Raw genomic sequence first — 16,620 nt, 5'->3', positions numbered from 1 at the left:
AATAATCAATTTTCAAACATACTATTATGAGTATACCAGCAAATTTAAAGTACACAAAAGATCACGAATGGGTTAGCATCGATGGAGACATTGCAACTGTAGGAATTACTCATTTTGCACAAAAAGAGTTAGGAGATATCGTGTATGTTGAAGTAGAAACTTTAGATCAAACACTTGCAAAAGATGAGGTTTTTGGTACGGTAGAAGCTGTAAAAACAGTTTCGGATTTATTTTTGCCATTATCAGGTGAAATTATCGAATTTAATGAAGGACTTGAAAGTGCGCCTGAAACTGTAAATTCTGATCCTTACGGTGCAGGATGGATGATTAAAGTGAAAATTTCTGATGCTTCAGAAATAGATGCCTTATTGTCTGACCAAGCTTATAAAGAACTAATCGGTGCCTAAACAATTGTTATTAATCTGGGCGATTATCTGCTCAGGAATCATTACTTATTTTTGTCTTACAGATTCAAGTAACATTCCTGCGGTAAATTTTCCCAGTATTGACAAAATTGTACATTTCTGTTTTCATTTCGGATTTACTATTTCATGGATTTTATTTTTCAAGAAAGAACTTAAAGGAAAAGAGGCAGACGACTACAAAGCTTATTTGGTTTCGTTTATCTTTTCTGTTTTCTTCGGAATAACAATCGAAATCCTGCAGAGTATTTTTACCGTTTCACGGGCATCAGATGTAACAGATGTACTGGCAAATGCGCTTGGTGCAATAGCAGCAGTTTTTTCTGCCATCGCATTCAAGAAGCAGATCGACAGAATATAATAAATCCCACTTCGGTGGGTTTTTTATTACAAGAAAATCAAGTTTTGGTAAGTGTGTGTTTTTCTGAATTTTAAATGTATTTTTGTCAAAATTCCATAAGCAGATTAAAACCATGAATGTAAAGCAATATCTGGATTCTACTTACTTAAAAACTGCCTCGCAAGCTGGTCTTTCGGAGGAAGAAAATCGTATTGTGGTAGAAAATTCTGTTGAAGAAGCTATTCAAGAAGGTTTTAAGCTAATCATGATTCGCCCAGAATATGTTTCGATGGCTAAAGAAATGATTGCAAAAGCGAGTTCCGCACTTTTGGTCGGAACTGTTATTGATTTTCCGAAAGGAGATTCGGCTTTAGAAATCAAAATCAAAGAAGCCACCGAAGCAATAGAAAACGGAGCAGATGATTTGGATTTTGTATGCAATTACGAAGCGTTTAAAAATGGCGATTCTGAGCTGGTCAAACAAGAAGTTTTAATCGGTACGCAGATTGGTCTAGCAAACAATAAGACCGTAAAATGGATTATTGAAACTGCAGCTTTGACCGATAAAGAAATAATACAACTCTCGGCATTGATAAAAAATGTAGTCGTTTCGCATTTTGAGGAAGACGATTACGGTTCTGTTTTTGTTAAATCATCAACAGGTTTTTACAATACAGAAAATAATCTTCCAAACGGAGCCACTTTTCCGGTCATAATTATGATGCTGGAAAATGCTTCTCCACTGCCAGTAAAAGCAGCAGGAGGCGTTCGTTCCTATGAAGATGCAGCAGAAATGATTCGTTTAGGTGTCAAGCGTATCGGAACTTCTGCCGCAAAAGCAATTGCAGATGGAGAAATTTCCTCAAATCAATATTAAATAAATACCCAAATTTTAGTGAATAAGTTTTTTTTATCTTTTGTTTTTACTTTTTCGTTCTTAATTGCACTTTCTCAGGAAAATAGCAGCTCGTCAATTCAGCCTGGTTTTGCTTCAGAAATGTTTCCTGTTTTTCCAAAATGCGAAAACCTACAGGCAAAAGATCTTCAGAAATGTTTCTATACAGAAGTGCAGGATCTTGTGTTTGCCAGTTTTAAAGTGCCTGAAAACCTAAAACAAAACAATTATAAAGGAGTTGTTCAAGTTCTCTTTGAAGTAAATGCCGAGGGCGAGTTTAAGGTAATTTATGTTTCGGCGGTACATGATGAATTGTCTGATGAAGCCAAACGCGTTTTTGGCAGTTTTCCAAAAATAAAACCTTCGACTTACAACGGGAGACCGACTTATTCAAAATACACTATTTCTATTGACATTCCGTTAAAAAGCTCTCAGCAGCTTGCAGATGAGGCATTGGCGGCTTCTCAGATTTTAAAACCGCTTGAGAAACCAATGACAGAATTAGACAGTCTTGTCTATAAAAAATACAATAATCCAGAATTTGAAAGTCATTTAAACATCCCTTTTTCGCACAGTTATTATGCTCAGTTTGACGGTGCAATGAATCAGGTGGGAAGCAATAATCACACAGCTTCAAAACCTTATACCTATGCAGAGGTTTCGAAATATTATAATTTGAAGGCCGTAAATCAGTCTTTGCAGAAAAATATTTCGAGCTGGCTTGGCCGAAAATGGTGGAACGAAAATATGGTGCAGATTCAGGGAGAAGATTATTGGTTTTCTCTAAATCCGATTGTGGATTTACAGATGGGTAAAGCCTCAGATCTTGATGCATCTTACACTTACGTGAATACACGAGCCCTAAATTTTAGAGGGGGACTAGGAAAAGAAATCAATTTCACCACCACTTTTTTTGAAAGCCAAGGCAGATTTGCGGGTTATTTTAATGATTATGCAGAATCGATAAGACCTTCTGGAGGAAATCCTGCTATAGTTCCGGGAATCGGAATTGCAAAAAGGTTTAAAACAGATGCATACGATTTTCCTTTGGCAGATGCAAACATCACTTTTGCGCCAGGTAAAATTTTTGATTTGCAGCTAGGTTACGGACGAAATTTTATTGGAGACGGTTATCGGTCTCTTCTAGAAGGAGACGGAGCAAGTCCGTATCCCTATTTTAAGCTTAATACAAAGTTTTGGAAAATCAAATATACCAATACTTATATGTGGCTAAAAGATGTGCGTCCAGATGTAACAGAAGATAGAACCTATGCTACTAAATTTATGGCAAACCACTATTTGAGCTGGAATGTATCGAACAGGCTTAATTTAGGTTTTTTTGAATCTGTAGTTTGGACCAATTCAAATAACCGTGGCTTTGATGTGAACTTTGTAAATCCAATAATTTTTTACCGTGCTGTTGAGTTTGGTTCTTCGTCTAAAAGCGGTAATGCGCTTTTGGGACTAACAGGAAAATATAAGTGGAATAACAGCATCAACCTTTATACTCAGTTTCTAATTGATGAGTTTTCTGTTTCTGATGTAGGTGCTGGCAATAAAAGCTGGAAGAATAAATTCGGATTCCAATTGGGAGCAAAATATTTCAATGCTTTCAATGTAAAAGACCTGTTGCTGCAGGTCGAATTAAACCGCGTACGTCCTTACGTATACTCGCACAGTGCTGTTATTACCAATTACGGACACAATAATCAAAGTGTTGGGCACCAGTGGGGAGGCAACTTTAAAGAGCTTATTGCAATTGCACGTTACCACAAAGGCCGTTTGTTTGCCGATGCAAAAGTTACTGTTGGTACTAGAGGTTTGGATTTTGATACTGCGCAGAATTCTTTTAATTATGGAGGAAATATTTATAAAAGTTATGATGAAAACCGTCCGTATGATACAGGAGTTAAAATAGGACAGGGAAACAAAACAAACGTTTTCATTGCAGATATTCAGGGAGGCTATCTAATAAATCCAATGACCAACTTAAAGCTGTTCGGAAGTTTTATTTATAGAAATTTTGACCCTACTCAAGAAACTGCGGCAACTTTTAAGCAAAACACTTCTTGGTTCAGTATCGGACTTCGTTCTGATATTTTCAATTGGTATTTTGACTATTAATATTTAATAAGATTTTTCGAAACAATAGTGTTAAAGATTTCAAAGTTCTTATTTTATGCAGGTTTTATCGAAAAAAAACCATTTTTAAAGGTCTAAATTCTACAATCTAATTTGTACATTTGCAGCACTCAAAAAAAATATACAAAATACAACGGTATTGAACGCTGCAAAAAATACATTTTCAATAAAATCAATATTTCTAGATTTCAAAGAGATTACTAAGGCTGGTTTGGCTATTAGTGTTCTCTTTTCTTCTATAGCTGGGTACTTGTTGGGGGTTAATGACGAACAGCCCTTTAAGTGGAGTGTTCTTCTGGTTTTGTCAATTGGAGGTTATTGTATGGTTGGGGCGTCAAATGCTTTTAATCAGGTTATCGAAAAAGATATCGATGCCTTGATGGACCGTACTAAAAATCGTCCTGTTCCTTCTGGCCGAATGTCTCCAAAAATGGCTTTGTTTGTAGCCAGCCTGCTTACAGTTATTGGTATTGCTTTGCTTTATACGATAAACGCTAAGTCGGCTATGTTTGCCGCAATTTCGATTTTTCTTTACACAAGTGTTTATACACCGTTAAAAACGGTAACATCATTATCTGTTTTTGTGGGCGCTTTTCCTGGTGCAATTCCATTTATGTTAGGATGGGTTGCTGCTACAGGAGAATTCGGTATCGAAGCAGGAACATTATTTTTGATTCAGTTTTTCTGGCAGTTTCCTCACTTTTGGTCAATAGGCTGGTTTTTGTATGAAGACTATGAGAAAGCAGGAATCTTTATGTTGCCAACAGGTAGAAAGGACAGGAAGACGGCATTGCAGGTCATTTTATACACCATTTGGCTTCTGATAGCGTCTTTATTGCCAATGTTAGGCTTTACTGGGCAATTGTATATTTCTCCCCTTGCGGCAGTAGTAGTATTTCTGCTAGGGATTTGGATGCTTTTTTACGCAGTTCGTTTGTATAAATTAAGAACCGCAAAAGCAGCGCGAACTTTGATGCTTGTTAGTGTATCATATATTTCGCTTTTGCAGATTGTGTATATTGTAGATAAATTTTTAAGATAGTTATGGAAATGACATTAAAAGCAAATGAAGAACAAGTAAGAAAATCAAAATCAGCAAAACTGATTCTGCTTTTCGCAATGGTAAGCATGACCATGATGTTTGCAGGACTTACAAGTGCATTTGTAGTAAGTAAATCAAGAGCAGACTGGTTGAAAGATTTTCAGCTGCCATCGGCATTTTATTGGAGTACGGCGGTTATTATTGCCTGTAGTGTAACTTTTCATCTAGCAAAAAAAGCAATTAAAAAAGACAATAGAAGCGCTGTTACAGGATTGCTTTTAGGAACTTTGGCTCTAGGAGCTTTATTTGTGTTTTTGCAATTTCAGGGTTTTGAGCAGGTTATACAACAAGGCTATTATTTTACTGGTCAGTACAGTTCTATTACTACAACATTCTTATATGTAGTAACGGTTACGCACTTATTGCACTTAGCAGGCGGAATTATTTCGCTTTTAATTATAATTTATAATCATTTTAAACAAAAATACAATTCGACTCAAACTCTTGGGATAGAGCTAGGTGCGATGTATTGGCATTTTTTAGATTTATTATGGGTATATTTATTTTTATTTTTATATTTCTTTAAATAAGAAAAAAACGTAAATTTGGGAACTTTTTAACGAATATCTTTTATGGGAGCGACAGTTACTACTGCAAACAACGACGAAAAAACTTGGGGAGGCGGTCACAATGAGCCTTTAGGAGCAAGTTATGGTAAAATGATGATGTGGTTTTTTATCGTATCAGATGCCTTAACATTCTCTGGATTTCTAGGAGCTTATGGTTTTTCTAGATTCAAATTTATTGAAACTTGGCCTTTGGCTGATGAAGTGTTCACTCACTTCCCATTTATGCATGGTGTTCCGGCTCCTATGTATTATGTAGCATTAATGACTTTTATTTTGATTTTTTCTTCTGTAACAATGGTTTTGGCTGTTGATGCAGGACACCAAATGAAAAAAACAAAAGTTGCAATATATATGTTCTTAACTATTATTGGAGGTTTGATTTTCGTTGGTTCTCAAGCTTGGGAATGGAAAAACTTCATTAAAGGAGAATATGGTGCAGTTGAAACTACTGGAGGAAGTTTGCTTCAGTTTGTTGACGAACACGGTAAAAGAGTAGCTTTAGCTGATTTTGCTGTAAAATTGCCAGAGCAGAGAGAAGCTTTGACAAGAAGCCATTCAACTTGGTTTATGGAAGATGCTCAGACACAACCATCTTTTACAGTTGCTGAAGTTCAGGCTGGATTTAAAGCACATCCTGGTTTATTAATCAGATCTGAGAAATTAGATGAACACAAGAAAAAAATCGTTCTAACAAGAGCAGAGTCAGAAGCTCATTTAGCAAATGCTAAATATGTAGTTGAAGGAGCTAACTTGATTAGAAACGAATACGGAAATAAATTATTTGCTGATTTCTTCTTCTTTATTACTGGTTTCCACGGTTTCCACGTATTCTCTGGAGTTATCATCAATATTATCATTTTCTTTAATGTATTGTTAGGTACTTACGAGAAAAGAAGAAGCTACGAAATGGTTGAGAAAGTTGGTTTATACTGGCACTTCGTAGATTTAGTTTGGGTATTTGTATTTACAGTATTCTACCTAGTTTAATCTTTAGAATTTAATTATTATGTCACACGAGCACGTATCAAATACAAAAAGAATCTGGTTTGTTTTCGGATTACTTTCATTAGTAACTATTGTAGAGGTTATCTTAGGGATTTACAAACCTGGAGCATTAGAATTTAATCATTTTATTGGCTTGAACTTATTGAACTGGATTTTCTATATCCTGACAATCTTCAAAGCATATTATATTGTATGGGCATTTATGCACATGGAAGGTGAAAAAAGCAGCCTTAGATGGTCTGTAGTTTCTCCTGTTATTTTCCTAGTATTATATTTATTGTTTATTCTGTTGACAGAAGGACACTATATTTATGGGGTTTTTAAAGATTCTACTATTAAATGGAATTTTTAACATGATATTAATTCGAAAAGAGTCCCGATAACATCGGGATTTTTTTATTTTTGTACCTCAAATATTCCGTTAGAAACAATGAAAAAAAATATAGTTCTTTTTGTGCTTTTTGTACTGCCAATTGTTGCCTATTTATTTTTTGCTTCAGGTGTAAACAGCTTTACCACACTTCCTGTAATTACTCATAAAGTAACTGATTTTGGGGATTGGAAATCGCTTAACGGAAAAAAAATCTCTCTTGACGGAAAAATTACTGTTCTAGGTTTTGCAGGTTCTAACATTTTAGACAACCGAGGTAATTATTTTAATCTTAACGAAAAAATCTACAAACGATATAATGGTTTTGAAGACCTTCAATTTGTGGTGGTATGTCCGATCGGAACAGAAGAACATGCACAGAAAATTGTAGACGCTTTAGCTCCATTTACGGACGTAAAAAATTGGAATTTTATTTTTGCTCCAAAAGAAGAAATTCAAAGCTTTTATAATCATTTGCATCTAAAAGGAAAACTTAATCAATACATGGGAACTTCAAATGTTTACATAATTGATAAGGAAAGAAATTTAAGAGGAAGAAACGATAAAGAGGATTATAAGGAAGGTTATGATACTTTCCATCCATCAGAATTGAGCAATGAGATGCTGGACGATTTCAAAATCATTTTGTATGAATATCGTGCTGCTCTCAAAAAGAACCACAATGCCACAAAACAACTCTAAAATTTTTAATAATGTTTAAAAACAAATCATATATCGGGATTTCATTTATCATTTTGATTTTTGGAATTTATGCTGTGCCTAAAATTGTAAATCGGATAAAAAACGACGATATAGTTAAAGGAAACCGCTTAGATAATGTAGGCGAAAAAACATCAAAAGACGCTAAGCTTCTTACAATCGGACCAGCTCCAAAGTTTGAATTAACCAATCAGGACAATGTTAAGGTTTCTAATGAAACGTACAAAGGCAAAGTTTATGTTTTAGAATTCTTTTTTACAACCTGTCCTTCTATTTGTCCTAAAATGAATATGAGCATGTTGGAAATCGAAAAGACTTTTTTTGGAAATCCTAATTTCGGAATCGTTTCTATTACCATCGATCCAAAACATGATACTCCTCAAGTATTAAAAGATCATGCCAAATTATTGGGAGTTAAATCTTCAAATTGGAATTTTTTAACAGGTGATAAAGCTACTATTATGGATTTGTCAAATAAAGGTTTTAATCTTTATGCAGGAGAAAATGATAAAGTAAGTGGCGGTTTTGAGCATTCTGGTTTATTTGCCTTAATTGATAAAGACGGGAACATTAGATGCCGAAAAGACGAATTTGGAAATCCGACCATCTATTACGACGGACTCGATAAAAAAGGGGTTCGAGACATTCAGCAGGATATTAAAATATTATTAGAAGAATAAAATGAAAGACAATTCTTTAGAAACAAAATACAACAAATATATTATTGCAGTTTCAATTGTAATTCCGTTAGTGGTTGCGATTTTATTTGGTGTAAAACTAAAAGATTTTGGTTTTGATGTAGAACCGCTATCATTTCTGCCTCCAATTTATGCTACAACAAACGGTATTACGGCAATAGTTTTGGTTTGGGCTGTAATGGCTATAAAAAATGGAAAAGCAAAATTACATGAGCGTCTAATGACAGTTGCAATTGCCTTGTCTTTGGCCTTTTTGGTAATGTATGTAGCATATCACATGACTTCTGATTCTACTAAGTTTGGAGACAGCAATCATGATGGTGTTCTTGATGCCATAGAAAGCGCAAAAGTTGGTTCGTTACGCTTTGTGTACTTTATTATTTTGATAACGCATATTTTGCTTTCAATAGTAATTATTCCTCTTGTTTTAATTACGTATGTACGAGCACTTGCAGAACGATTTGACAGACACAGAAAAATTGCAAAAATCACTTTCCCAATCTGGTTGTATGTTGCAGTTACAGGAGTTGTGGTGTATTTAATGATTTCTCCGTATTATGCGCACTAAAAACAATAATATTCAAGTTATAAAATCCAAATTGCTTTGCCAGTTCGTTAGCGTTCGTGTGCAAGCTTTATTTTTTGGAATTTGTTTTTTCTTTATTGGGTTTTCTGCCAATGCACAATGCGCTATGTGTCGTGCTGCACTCGGCGGAGATTCTAATGTTAAAAAAGCAGAAGCCGTAAACGACGGAATCGTTTATTTGATGGTAATTCCGTATTTGCTTGTAGCAGTTATAGGATATATAATTTACAGAATGTACCAATCGAAAAAGAAAAAGGCAGAGTAAATATATTTATTCTGCCTTTCTTTTTTACTTCAATCCGTTTACCGAAACATTCACCGTTCCGTTTATTTTGATAAAGGCTATAATCGCCTGATTGGTGAGCTGTATTTTGTCAAATTGAATGTCTTCCATTTTACCGTTTACAAATACTCCTGGCATTGGGGAATAGTTTTTAAGATACGCCGCCATGCTCTTTTTGCCATCTTCTAAATTTGTTTGGATCGAATAACGGCAGCTTTCTTCCATTTTTCTTAATATATATCCTTGCGCTAACCAGATGGCAGTTCGCATTAATTTGCTTTTGGTGTCTAGGACATAATCGAGTTTGTCAAAATAGATTTCTTTGGTTTGTGGGTTGTATTGCGGAATTCCGTTAAGATATAATGTGCCATTTATGTAGCCTAAAACATCAAGAGCAATAATCATTTTTCCGTTTTTATGCCAGATGGCTACATTTTTTACCGTTATTTTTTTGCTTCCCGAGCCAAATTCCTGACCTGCAAAATTTTTGGTCATAATTTTTGAAGCTTCAACATAACTCGAAATAGCGGCAATGTTGGCCGAAATTTGATTTGGAATTTTCGCAACAGGTTTTAAAGCTATTTTAGAAGCATTGAATTTGGTTTCCGGTTGTTTGCCTACAATGGTCTCCATATTGCATTTCATTCCCATTTCCATAAGAAAAGAATCTTTCTTTAATTTGGCATTCGTAGAATAAATTTCAATAGGAACAATTCGAAGCCAGGTTTCGTAAGTATCGTCCATTTTAAATGGAGTACATATTTTTTCTACCGCTTGCAGAACATTAGGCTTGAAATCCATTGATTTTTCGATTGCTGCGTCGATTGTTTTTTCCAGATCATTTTTAAAAATAGAAATCGCAGGATTGATCAAGTACGTTATCGGCATGTTTTTTCCGAAAATCATCATCGTCGGACTTTCTTTCCAGTCTAATGATTTAAATTGGGTTTTGGTGCTCAGTTTCCAGTTCGATAGAGTAGTTTCGCTCGAAAGCGTAATAACTCCGTTTAAGTTAAATTCACGTGTATCGTATAATTCGACTCCAAGTTTTTTGGTTCCGATACGATACTTAATAGTCGCTTTAAGTGGCAGAATCGTTTTTATTTTTTTATCAGCATTTTCAGGGTCATTCAAAATCTTGATGGGTGCCTGTTTCCAGATTTTCATTTCGATATCATCATCCTCAATATTGTTGTCTTCATAAATAAGACCATTCAAAAGCATATTGGTCTGATTTTCTATATCACTTAGTTTTATAGTAATGGGCAGGTTTATAAAAGAAGGACTGCTGTCATAAATGAGCGGACTAGCATCGTCTGGTTCTGGTTTTAAAGTTTCTATTTTTTTGGTGGATGAACAGCCTGAAAGTATTGTTAATGCTGTAAAAATCGAAATAATCGGAAAAAGCTTCATTAGTAAGAAAAATTTTAGACGCGATAAAATTACAAAAACAATTATATTTTCTTAAAAAACTGTAACATTTGATAAGGAATGTAGTCTTATTCAATTAACTAGTTGAAATTATTAACGTTTTGTTATAATAAATTACTTAATAAAAATGTTATTATTGTTTTTAAATTTAACGCTACCATGATCGAAATCAAAGATTTACACAAGTCCTATAAAATGGGAAGTTCTGAATTGCATGTTTTAAAAGGAATTAATTTTAATATCGAAGAAGGAGAATTAGTTGCGATCATGGGATCATCTGGATCTGGAAAATCTACTCTTCTGAATATTTTAGGAATTTTGGATGAGGCAGATTCTGGAAGTTATATTTTGGACAAAACCCCAATAAAGAAATTAAACGAAACAATCGCTTCAAAATACAGAAATAAATTTCTAGGCTTTGTATTTCAGTCGTTTAACCTAATCAATTATAAAACTGCTTTAGATAATGTTGCGATGCCTTTGTATTATCAAGGTGTCAAAAGAAAAGAACGTTATGATATTGCAATGAAATATCTAGAAAAAGTAGGTTTAGGTTCGCATTCGCACCACTTGCCTAACGAACTTTCTGGAGGACAGAAACAGCGTGTAGCTATAGCCCGTGCATTGGCGTCAAATCCTAAAGTCTTATTGGCAGATGAGCCGACAGGAGCGCTTGATACAAAAACTTCTTATGAAGTAATGGAACTTATTCAGGGAATTAACGATGAAGGAAAAACCATACTCATTGTAACTCACGAGCCTGATATTGCCGCAATGTGCAAAAGAAATGTAGTCCTGAAAGACGGACTGATTATAGATGACAAAAAAGTAGAACAAGTTAGAGCTTCGTCTTATGTTTAATTTAGAACGCTGGCAGGAAATATTTGAAGCCATTTCTAAAAACCGTTTAAGAACTTTTCTTACCGGAATTTCTGTGGCTTCGGGAATTTTTATTTTGGTGATTTTATTAGGCGCCGGAAAAGGACTGCAGAACGGAATCGAAAAGCAGTTTGAGCGTGATGCTGCCGGAATTATTGAAGTTTGGTCGGGTACTACCACCAAGGAATATAAAGGGCTGAATCCCGGAAGACAGATTCAATACCGTAATAGTGATTACAATCAGGCGGTTCAGAAATTTGAAGATAAATTAGATTTAAAAGCATCAACCTATAATTTTTGGGGCGCTTCATTTTCATACGGAAAAGAGTCTGGGAGTTACCAATACAGAGGTGTAGATCCTGATTATGGAGGAATAGAAAACCTAACAATAGTTGAAGGACGTTATGTAAACAGCAGAGATTTGGATCATAATGAAAAGGTTGCCGTAATCGGAATGAAAATAAAAACCGATTTATTCAAAGACAAAGAAGCTCTTGGCGAAGAAATTCAAATAAATAAAATTAATTTTAAGGTTATTGGGGTTTTCACCGATCCAGGTGGAGAACGCGAAGAAGCAAGAGCCTATCTGCCGAAAACTACTGTGCAGAAAACTTTTGGAGGCGGAGACAAAATAAGCAATTTGTTTTTTACTCTAAAAAAGACAAGCGATTATGATGAAGCTTTGGCGCAGTCTGAGAAATTTACGCAAGACTTGAAAGATTTGCTTAAAAGCAAAAACATGGTAGCGCCTGAAGATGACAGTGGTGTAGGCGTTTACAATTCGGTTAAGGATGCAAAACAATTTTATGACCTCAATTTGTATATCAGATTGTTTTTCTGGTGGGTCGGAATCTGTACAATCATTGCAGGAGTTGTGGGTGTAAGTAACATTATGCTTATTATCGTGAAAGAAAGAACCAAAGAGATCGGAATCAGGAAAGCATTGGGAGCTTCGCCATTTTCTATCATAACGATGATTCTGCACGAGTCTATTTTTATCACCACAATCGCTGGTTTTGTGGGACTTTTGGCAAGTTTGTTATTGCTGGAGCTTGTGGGGCCTATGGTGCAGAGCGAATATTTTAGAAATCCAGAAGTAGATTTTAGTGTCGCTCTTACGACATTGGTATTGCTTGTTTTTGCTGGCGCGCTTGCAGGATTTTTTCCCGCCTATAGAGCAGCAAAAATAAAACCTATTGTAGCACTTAGAGACGAATAATATGTTTAAGAAAGATAATTGGGACGAAATTTTACAGGCCTTAACTGCTAATCCTTTTAGGACAATCCTGACAGCTTTTGGAGTATTTTGGGGTATTTTTATTCTTGTGATTTTACTGGCTGCAGGAAATGGCTTGGAAAACGGTATCAAAAAAGGTTTTGACGGAATTGCCACAAACACCATGTTTATGTGGAGCCAGACTACTTCTAAGGCTTATAAAGGATTGCCAAAAACACGCCGCTACGATTTTAGAAACAGCGATGTTATTGCTTTAAAAGCGGCTTTGCCAGACTTATTGTATGTGTCTCCGAGAAATCAGCTAGGCGATTTTAATGGAACCAACAATGTGGTGCGTGGTAAAAAAACTTCTGCATTTACTATTTATGGCGATTATCCGGAGCTGATTAAACAACAGCCAATGGACATCATAAATGGACGCTTTATAAATCAGCAGGATATAGATTCAAGACGAAAAATTGCCGTAATTGGTAAAGGTGTTATTAGCGAACTTTACGGAAAAGAAGAAGAAGCTATCGGGACTTATATTAAAATCAACGGAATCAATTTTATGGTTGTCGGGGTTTATAAATCAAAACAACAGGGCGGAAATGCAGAACAGGAACAGAAAAATATTTTTATTCCGTTTACAACTTTTCAGCAAGCTTTTAATTACGGCGACAAAGTAGGATGGATGGCTATCACGGCGAAAGACGAGACTTCTATTACTGATTTGAAACCTAAGATTCTCGAAATTATAAAAGCGCTTCACTCGGTGCATCCAGATGATAGTCGAGCAGTTGGAAATTTCGACCTTTACGAGCAATTCAATAAAGTGCAGAGTTTGTTTAATATTCTTAAAGTTATTGCCTATTTCGTAGGAACTCTAGTGCTGATTTCGGGAGTAATCGGAATTTCAAATATCATGCTTATTGTAGTCAAAGAACGAACAAAAGAAATTGGAATCAGAAGAGCGCTGGGCGCAACGCCGGCTGCGATTCGAGGACAAATTTTAACAGAATCGATTTTCCTAACCATCGTTTCGGGAATGTTCGGCATTGCAGTAGCTACAGGAATCATAGCCATTTTGAATATGGTTTTAGATTCGATGCCACCAGGAAATGACACGATGTTTGCAAATCCGACAGTAGATTTGGGTGTTGTCTTTGTAGCTTTGATAATATTAGTAGGATCAGGATTGCTGGCAGGATTTATTCCGGCGCAGACCGCTATCAATGTAAAACCCGTAGACGCTTTAAGAACAGAATAAAATTATCAATCAAAATATAATCGATTAAACCAAAAACAAATGAAAAAAGGAGTAACTATAACCATTTTAATTTTTATTGCGATTGTTTTTTTTGGCGCGCTTTATTATTTGTACGCTAAAAATCAAGAATCGCCGATTGTCTTTAAAACAGAAAAAGCTGAAACCAAAACAATCGTAAAAAATACTATTGCAACTGGTAATATACAACCTGATCAAGAGGTACTAATCAAACCGAATATTTCAGGAATTATCGAGGAAGTTTACATTAAAGCAGGCGAAAAAATCAAGGCCGGCGATATGATTGCAAAAATCAGGGTAGTTGCCAATGTATCAAACGTAAGCAGTACGCAGAATCAGGTTCAGGCAGCCAAAATTGCTTTGGATAATCAGGAAAGGCTGTACCTAAGACAAAAAACATTGTTTGAGAAAGATGTTATTTCTGCCAATGACTTTGATGCAGCCGAGGTGGCTTACAAACAAGCAAAGCAAACGTATCTTGCTGCAAAACAAAGTTTAGACATCGTAAAAACAGGAACCACTTCTTCATTTGGAAATTATGCCAATACCTTAATCCGCTCAACGGTGAATGGTATGGTGTTGGATGTTCCGGTTAAGGTTGGAAATCAGGTAATCGAGAGCAATAATTTTAATGAAGGGACTACTATTGCAAGTGTTGCCGATATTGGAAAAATGATTTTTGTTGGAAAAATCGATGAATCGGAAGTTGGTAAAATCAAAGAAAATATGCCAATCGAGATCACTGTCGGTGCAATAGAAAATAAAAAGTTTAATGCGGTTCTTACCTATATTGCGCCAAAAGGTGTAATAGAAAATGGTGCTATTCAGTTTGAAATAAAAGCAAAACTCGAAAATAGAGATGACACTTTTATCAGAGCAGGATTGAGCGCCAATGCTTCCATTATTTTAGATAAAGCCGATAAGGTTCTGGCAATAAAAGAGTCTTTAGTTCAATTTGACAAAAAAACACAAAAACCTTATGTTGAAGTCGAAACTGCTCCGCAGAAATTTCAAAGAAGAGATTTGGTTCTTGGGGTAAGCGACGGAATTTATGTTCAAGTTAAAAGCGGTGTGAAAAACACCGACAAAATCAAAATCTGGAACCAGGGCTTGATTGATGAAAAAGAAAAAAAATAATTTAAATTGAACAGTTAGAAGTTTTTTGGTTTTAAAAAATGTTAAATTTGTACAGTACCTCTACTGTGCTTTCACTCAAAATATATGAAATTAAATAAATATACTAGTGTTGCTGCCGCATTGTTATTCGGATTTGGTTTATCAGGTCATGCGCAGACAAAACAATGGACTTTGGAAGAGTGCGTGAGATATGCATTAGAAAATAATATTACTATTAAACTGACCGAATTAGATTTAAAAAGTGCTGAAATAGATAAGAAAAGTGCTTTAGGTAGTTTTCTTCCGTCAGTAAACGCGTCGGCTTCGCATTCTTGGAACATCGGTCTGAATCAGAATATTACAACAGGTTTGCTAGAAAACCAGACTACTCAATATTCTTCTGTAGGAGCGACTGTAGGTGTTGACCTTTATAGAGGTTTACAAAATCAGAACGCCTATAGAAGAGCAAAACTTTCGATCATTGCATCGCAGTATCAATTAGTAAAAATGCAGGAAGATATTTCTCTGAATGTTGCCAGCGCATTTTTGCAGATTTTATCAAATAAGGAAGATTTAAAAGTTAAGAAAGAACAATTGCTAATCGACGAAAAAAGATTAGCACGTTCTGAGGAGATGGTTAATGCCGGAACGATTCCTCGTGGCGATTTGTTCGACTTAAGAGCCACAGTTGCCACAGATAAACAGAATATTGCAGTTTCTGAAAATAACCTCTTAATCTCTAAACTAAGTTTAGCTCAGCTTTTACAATTAAAAGAATTTGCTGATTTCGATGTTGTAGACGATACGAAAATCACAGACGAGAATAATATCTTGGCACAATCACCAATTGAAATTTACAACAAGGCAAGAGAAACAAGAACTGAATTAAAATTAGCGCAAACTAATCTAGAAATTGCCGAGAAAAACGTTACAATTGCCAAAGGTGCTTATCAGCCTACCTTAAGTGCTTTTTATAACTTTAATACAAGAGCCAGTTATTCAGATATCATAACAGGTTCTACATTAAATACAACAAGGCCGACTAATCAAATTGGATTTGTCGAAGGTACCAATCAGGCTGTTCTGCAGAATAATTATTCTCCAATATTGGGAGGTCCAGCCCCTATTTTTGATCAATTTAATGACAATAAAGGACAATCTTTCGGATTGCAACTTTCTGTCCCGATTTTTAACGGATTTGCAACAAGAAACAATGTAGAAAGAAGCAAAGTAAGTTTAGAAAAATCGAAAATTGATTTAGAGCAAAAAAGTTTAGATTTGCAACGTAATGTCTACACTGCTTTCACAGATGCCAGAGCAGCGTTAAACACTTACGAATCGGCTACCGTAACATTAGAAGCAAGACAACAGGCATACAATTATGCTAAAGAAAAATACGATGTTGGTCTGATGAATTCTTTTGATTTTACGCAGGCGCAAACATTATTGACCAATGCGCAGTCAGACGTCATTAGAACAAAATACGATTATATGTTCAAAATTAAAATACTTGAATTCTACTTTGGAATTCCAATTGTTCCAATTATTACAAAATAAT

Annotated in this window: 18 protein-coding genes; 17 read left to right on the top strand and 1 reads right to left on the bottom strand. The window is 35.3% G+C overall.

What is annotated here, in order from left to right:
- Positions 1 to 26: 26 nt before the first annotated feature.
- The 12 genes from gcvH (at position 27) to E0W73_RS16560 (ending at position 9,114) form a co-directional block, all read left to right on the top strand.
- Positions 27 to 407 carry a glycine cleavage system protein GcvH gene (gene gcvH / locus E0W73_RS16615; RefSeq protein WP_135223168.1) on the top strand — a complete coding sequence of 127 codons (381 nt, stop codon included), beginning with the start codon at positions 27 to 29 and terminating at the stop codon, positions 405 to 407.
- Positions 408 to 411: 4 nt separating this feature from the next.
- Complete coding sequence (locus E0W73_RS16610; RefSeq protein WP_244248499.1) at positions 412 to 783, top strand: VanZ family protein; 372 nt, start codon at positions 412 to 414, stop codon at positions 781 to 783.
- Between the two features lie 112 nt (positions 784 to 895).
- A complete protein-coding gene (gene deoC / locus E0W73_RS16605) occupies positions 896 to 1,639 on the top strand; it encodes a deoxyribose-phosphate aldolase (RefSeq protein ID WP_135223166.1) in 744 nt (247 codons plus the stop codon).
- Positions 1,640 to 1,657: 18 nt separating this feature from the next.
- Positions 1,658 to 3,781 (top strand): energy transducer TonB, encoded by a 2,124-nt coding sequence (locus E0W73_RS16600; RefSeq protein WP_135223165.1) that lies wholly within the window; start codon positions 1,658 to 1,660, stop codon positions 3,779 to 3,781.
- 157 nt (positions 3,782 to 3,938) lie between these two features.
- Positions 3,939 to 4,841 (top strand): heme o synthase, encoded by a 903-nt coding sequence (gene cyoE, locus E0W73_RS16595; RefSeq protein ID WP_135223164.1) that lies wholly within the window; start codon positions 3,939 to 3,941, stop codon positions 4,839 to 4,841.
- 2 nt (positions 4,842 to 4,843) lie between these two features.
- On the top strand, positions 4,844 to 5,431 hold the full coding sequence (locus tag E0W73_RS16590) for a cytochrome c oxidase subunit 3 (protein ID WP_135223163.1): 588 nt from the start codon (positions 4,844 to 4,846) through the stop codon (positions 5,429 to 5,431).
- A 42-nt stretch (positions 5,432 to 5,473) separates the two neighbouring features.
- Positions 5,474 to 6,457, top strand: coding sequence for a cytochrome c oxidase subunit 3 (locus E0W73_RS16585; protein WP_135223162.1), 984 nt, complete (start codon positions 5,474 to 5,476; stop codon positions 6,455 to 6,457).
- A gap of 19 nt (positions 6,458 to 6,476) precedes the next feature.
- Positions 6,477 to 6,827, top strand: coding sequence for a cytochrome C oxidase subunit IV family protein (locus E0W73_RS16580; protein ID WP_135223161.1), 351 nt, complete (start codon positions 6,477 to 6,479; stop codon positions 6,825 to 6,827).
- 78 nt (positions 6,828 to 6,905) lie between these two features.
- Positions 6,906 to 7,547 carry a hypothetical protein gene (locus E0W73_RS16575; protein ID WP_135223160.1) on the top strand — a complete coding sequence of 214 codons (642 nt, stop codon included), beginning with the start codon at positions 6,906 to 6,908 and terminating at the stop codon, positions 7,545 to 7,547.
- Positions 7,548 to 7,558: 11 nt separating this feature from the next.
- On the top strand, positions 7,559 to 8,245 hold the full coding sequence (locus E0W73_RS16570) for an SCO family protein (RefSeq protein ID WP_135223159.1): 687 nt from the start codon (positions 7,559 to 7,561) through the stop codon (positions 8,243 to 8,245).
- 1 nt (position 8,246) lies between these two features.
- A complete protein-coding gene (locus E0W73_RS16565) occupies positions 8,247 to 8,831 on the top strand; it encodes a DUF420 domain-containing protein (RefSeq protein WP_135223158.1) in 585 nt (194 codons plus the stop codon).
- Positions 8,821 to 9,114, top strand: a complete 294-nt coding sequence (locus E0W73_RS16560) for a hypothetical protein (RefSeq protein ID WP_135223157.1) — start codon at positions 8,821 to 8,823, stop codon at positions 9,112 to 9,114. Before E0W73_RS16565 ends, E0W73_RS16560 begins: the two co-directional genes overlap by 11 nt.
- A 24-nt stretch (positions 9,115 to 9,138) precedes the next feature.
- Here E0W73_RS16560 and E0W73_RS16555 read toward each other — a convergent pair whose 3' ends face one another.
- Positions 9,139 to 10,545 carry a DUF4403 family protein gene (locus E0W73_RS16555; RefSeq protein ID WP_135223156.1) on the bottom strand — a complete coding sequence of 469 codons (1,407 nt, stop codon included), beginning with the start codon at positions 10,543 to 10,545 and terminating at the stop codon, positions 9,139 to 9,141.
- Between the two features lie 177 nt (positions 10,546 to 10,722).
- On the opposite strand from E0W73_RS16555, the gene E0W73_RS16550 reads away from it, so the two are divergent.
- The 5 genes from E0W73_RS16550 (at position 10,723) to E0W73_RS16530 (ending at position 16,619) form a co-directional block, all read left to right on the top strand.
- The gene (locus tag E0W73_RS16550) at positions 10,723 to 11,424 is read left to right on the top strand and encodes an ABC transporter ATP-binding protein (RefSeq protein WP_135223155.1); all 702 of its coding nucleotides are present in this window, start codon (positions 10,723 to 10,725) and stop codon (positions 11,422 to 11,424) included.
- Positions 11,417 to 12,661, top strand: a complete 1,245-nt coding sequence (locus E0W73_RS16545; RefSeq protein ID WP_135223154.1) for an ABC transporter permease — start codon at positions 11,417 to 11,419, stop codon at positions 12,659 to 12,661. The genes E0W73_RS16550 and E0W73_RS16545 overlap by 8 nt, the downstream gene beginning before the upstream one ends.
- A gap of 1 nt (position 12,662) precedes the next feature.
- Positions 12,663 to 13,928 (top strand): ABC transporter permease, encoded by a 1,266-nt coding sequence (locus E0W73_RS16540; protein WP_135223153.1) that lies wholly within the window; start codon positions 12,663 to 12,665, stop codon positions 13,926 to 13,928.
- Positions 13,929 to 13,967: 39 nt separating this feature from the next.
- Positions 13,968 to 15,083: an efflux RND transporter periplasmic adaptor subunit gene (locus E0W73_RS16535; RefSeq protein ID WP_135223152.1), complete on the top strand. Its 1,116-nt coding sequence runs from the start codon at positions 13,968 to 13,970 to the stop codon at positions 15,081 to 15,083.
- An 84-nt stretch (positions 15,084 to 15,167) separates the two neighbouring features.
- Complete coding sequence (locus E0W73_RS16530) at positions 15,168 to 16,619, top strand: TolC family protein (RefSeq protein WP_135223151.1); 1,452 nt, start codon at positions 15,168 to 15,170, stop codon at positions 16,617 to 16,619.
- Position 16,620: the final 1 nt, after the last annotated feature.

It is taken from the genome of Flavobacterium foetidum (assembly GCF_004634245.1).
Taxonomy (GTDB): domain Bacteria; phylum Bacteroidota; class Bacteroidia; order Flavobacteriales; family Flavobacteriaceae; genus Flavobacterium; species Flavobacterium foetidum.
Note: the sequence above shows the minus strand (reverse complement) of the source record. Positions and strands in the feature narration are given on the sequence as shown.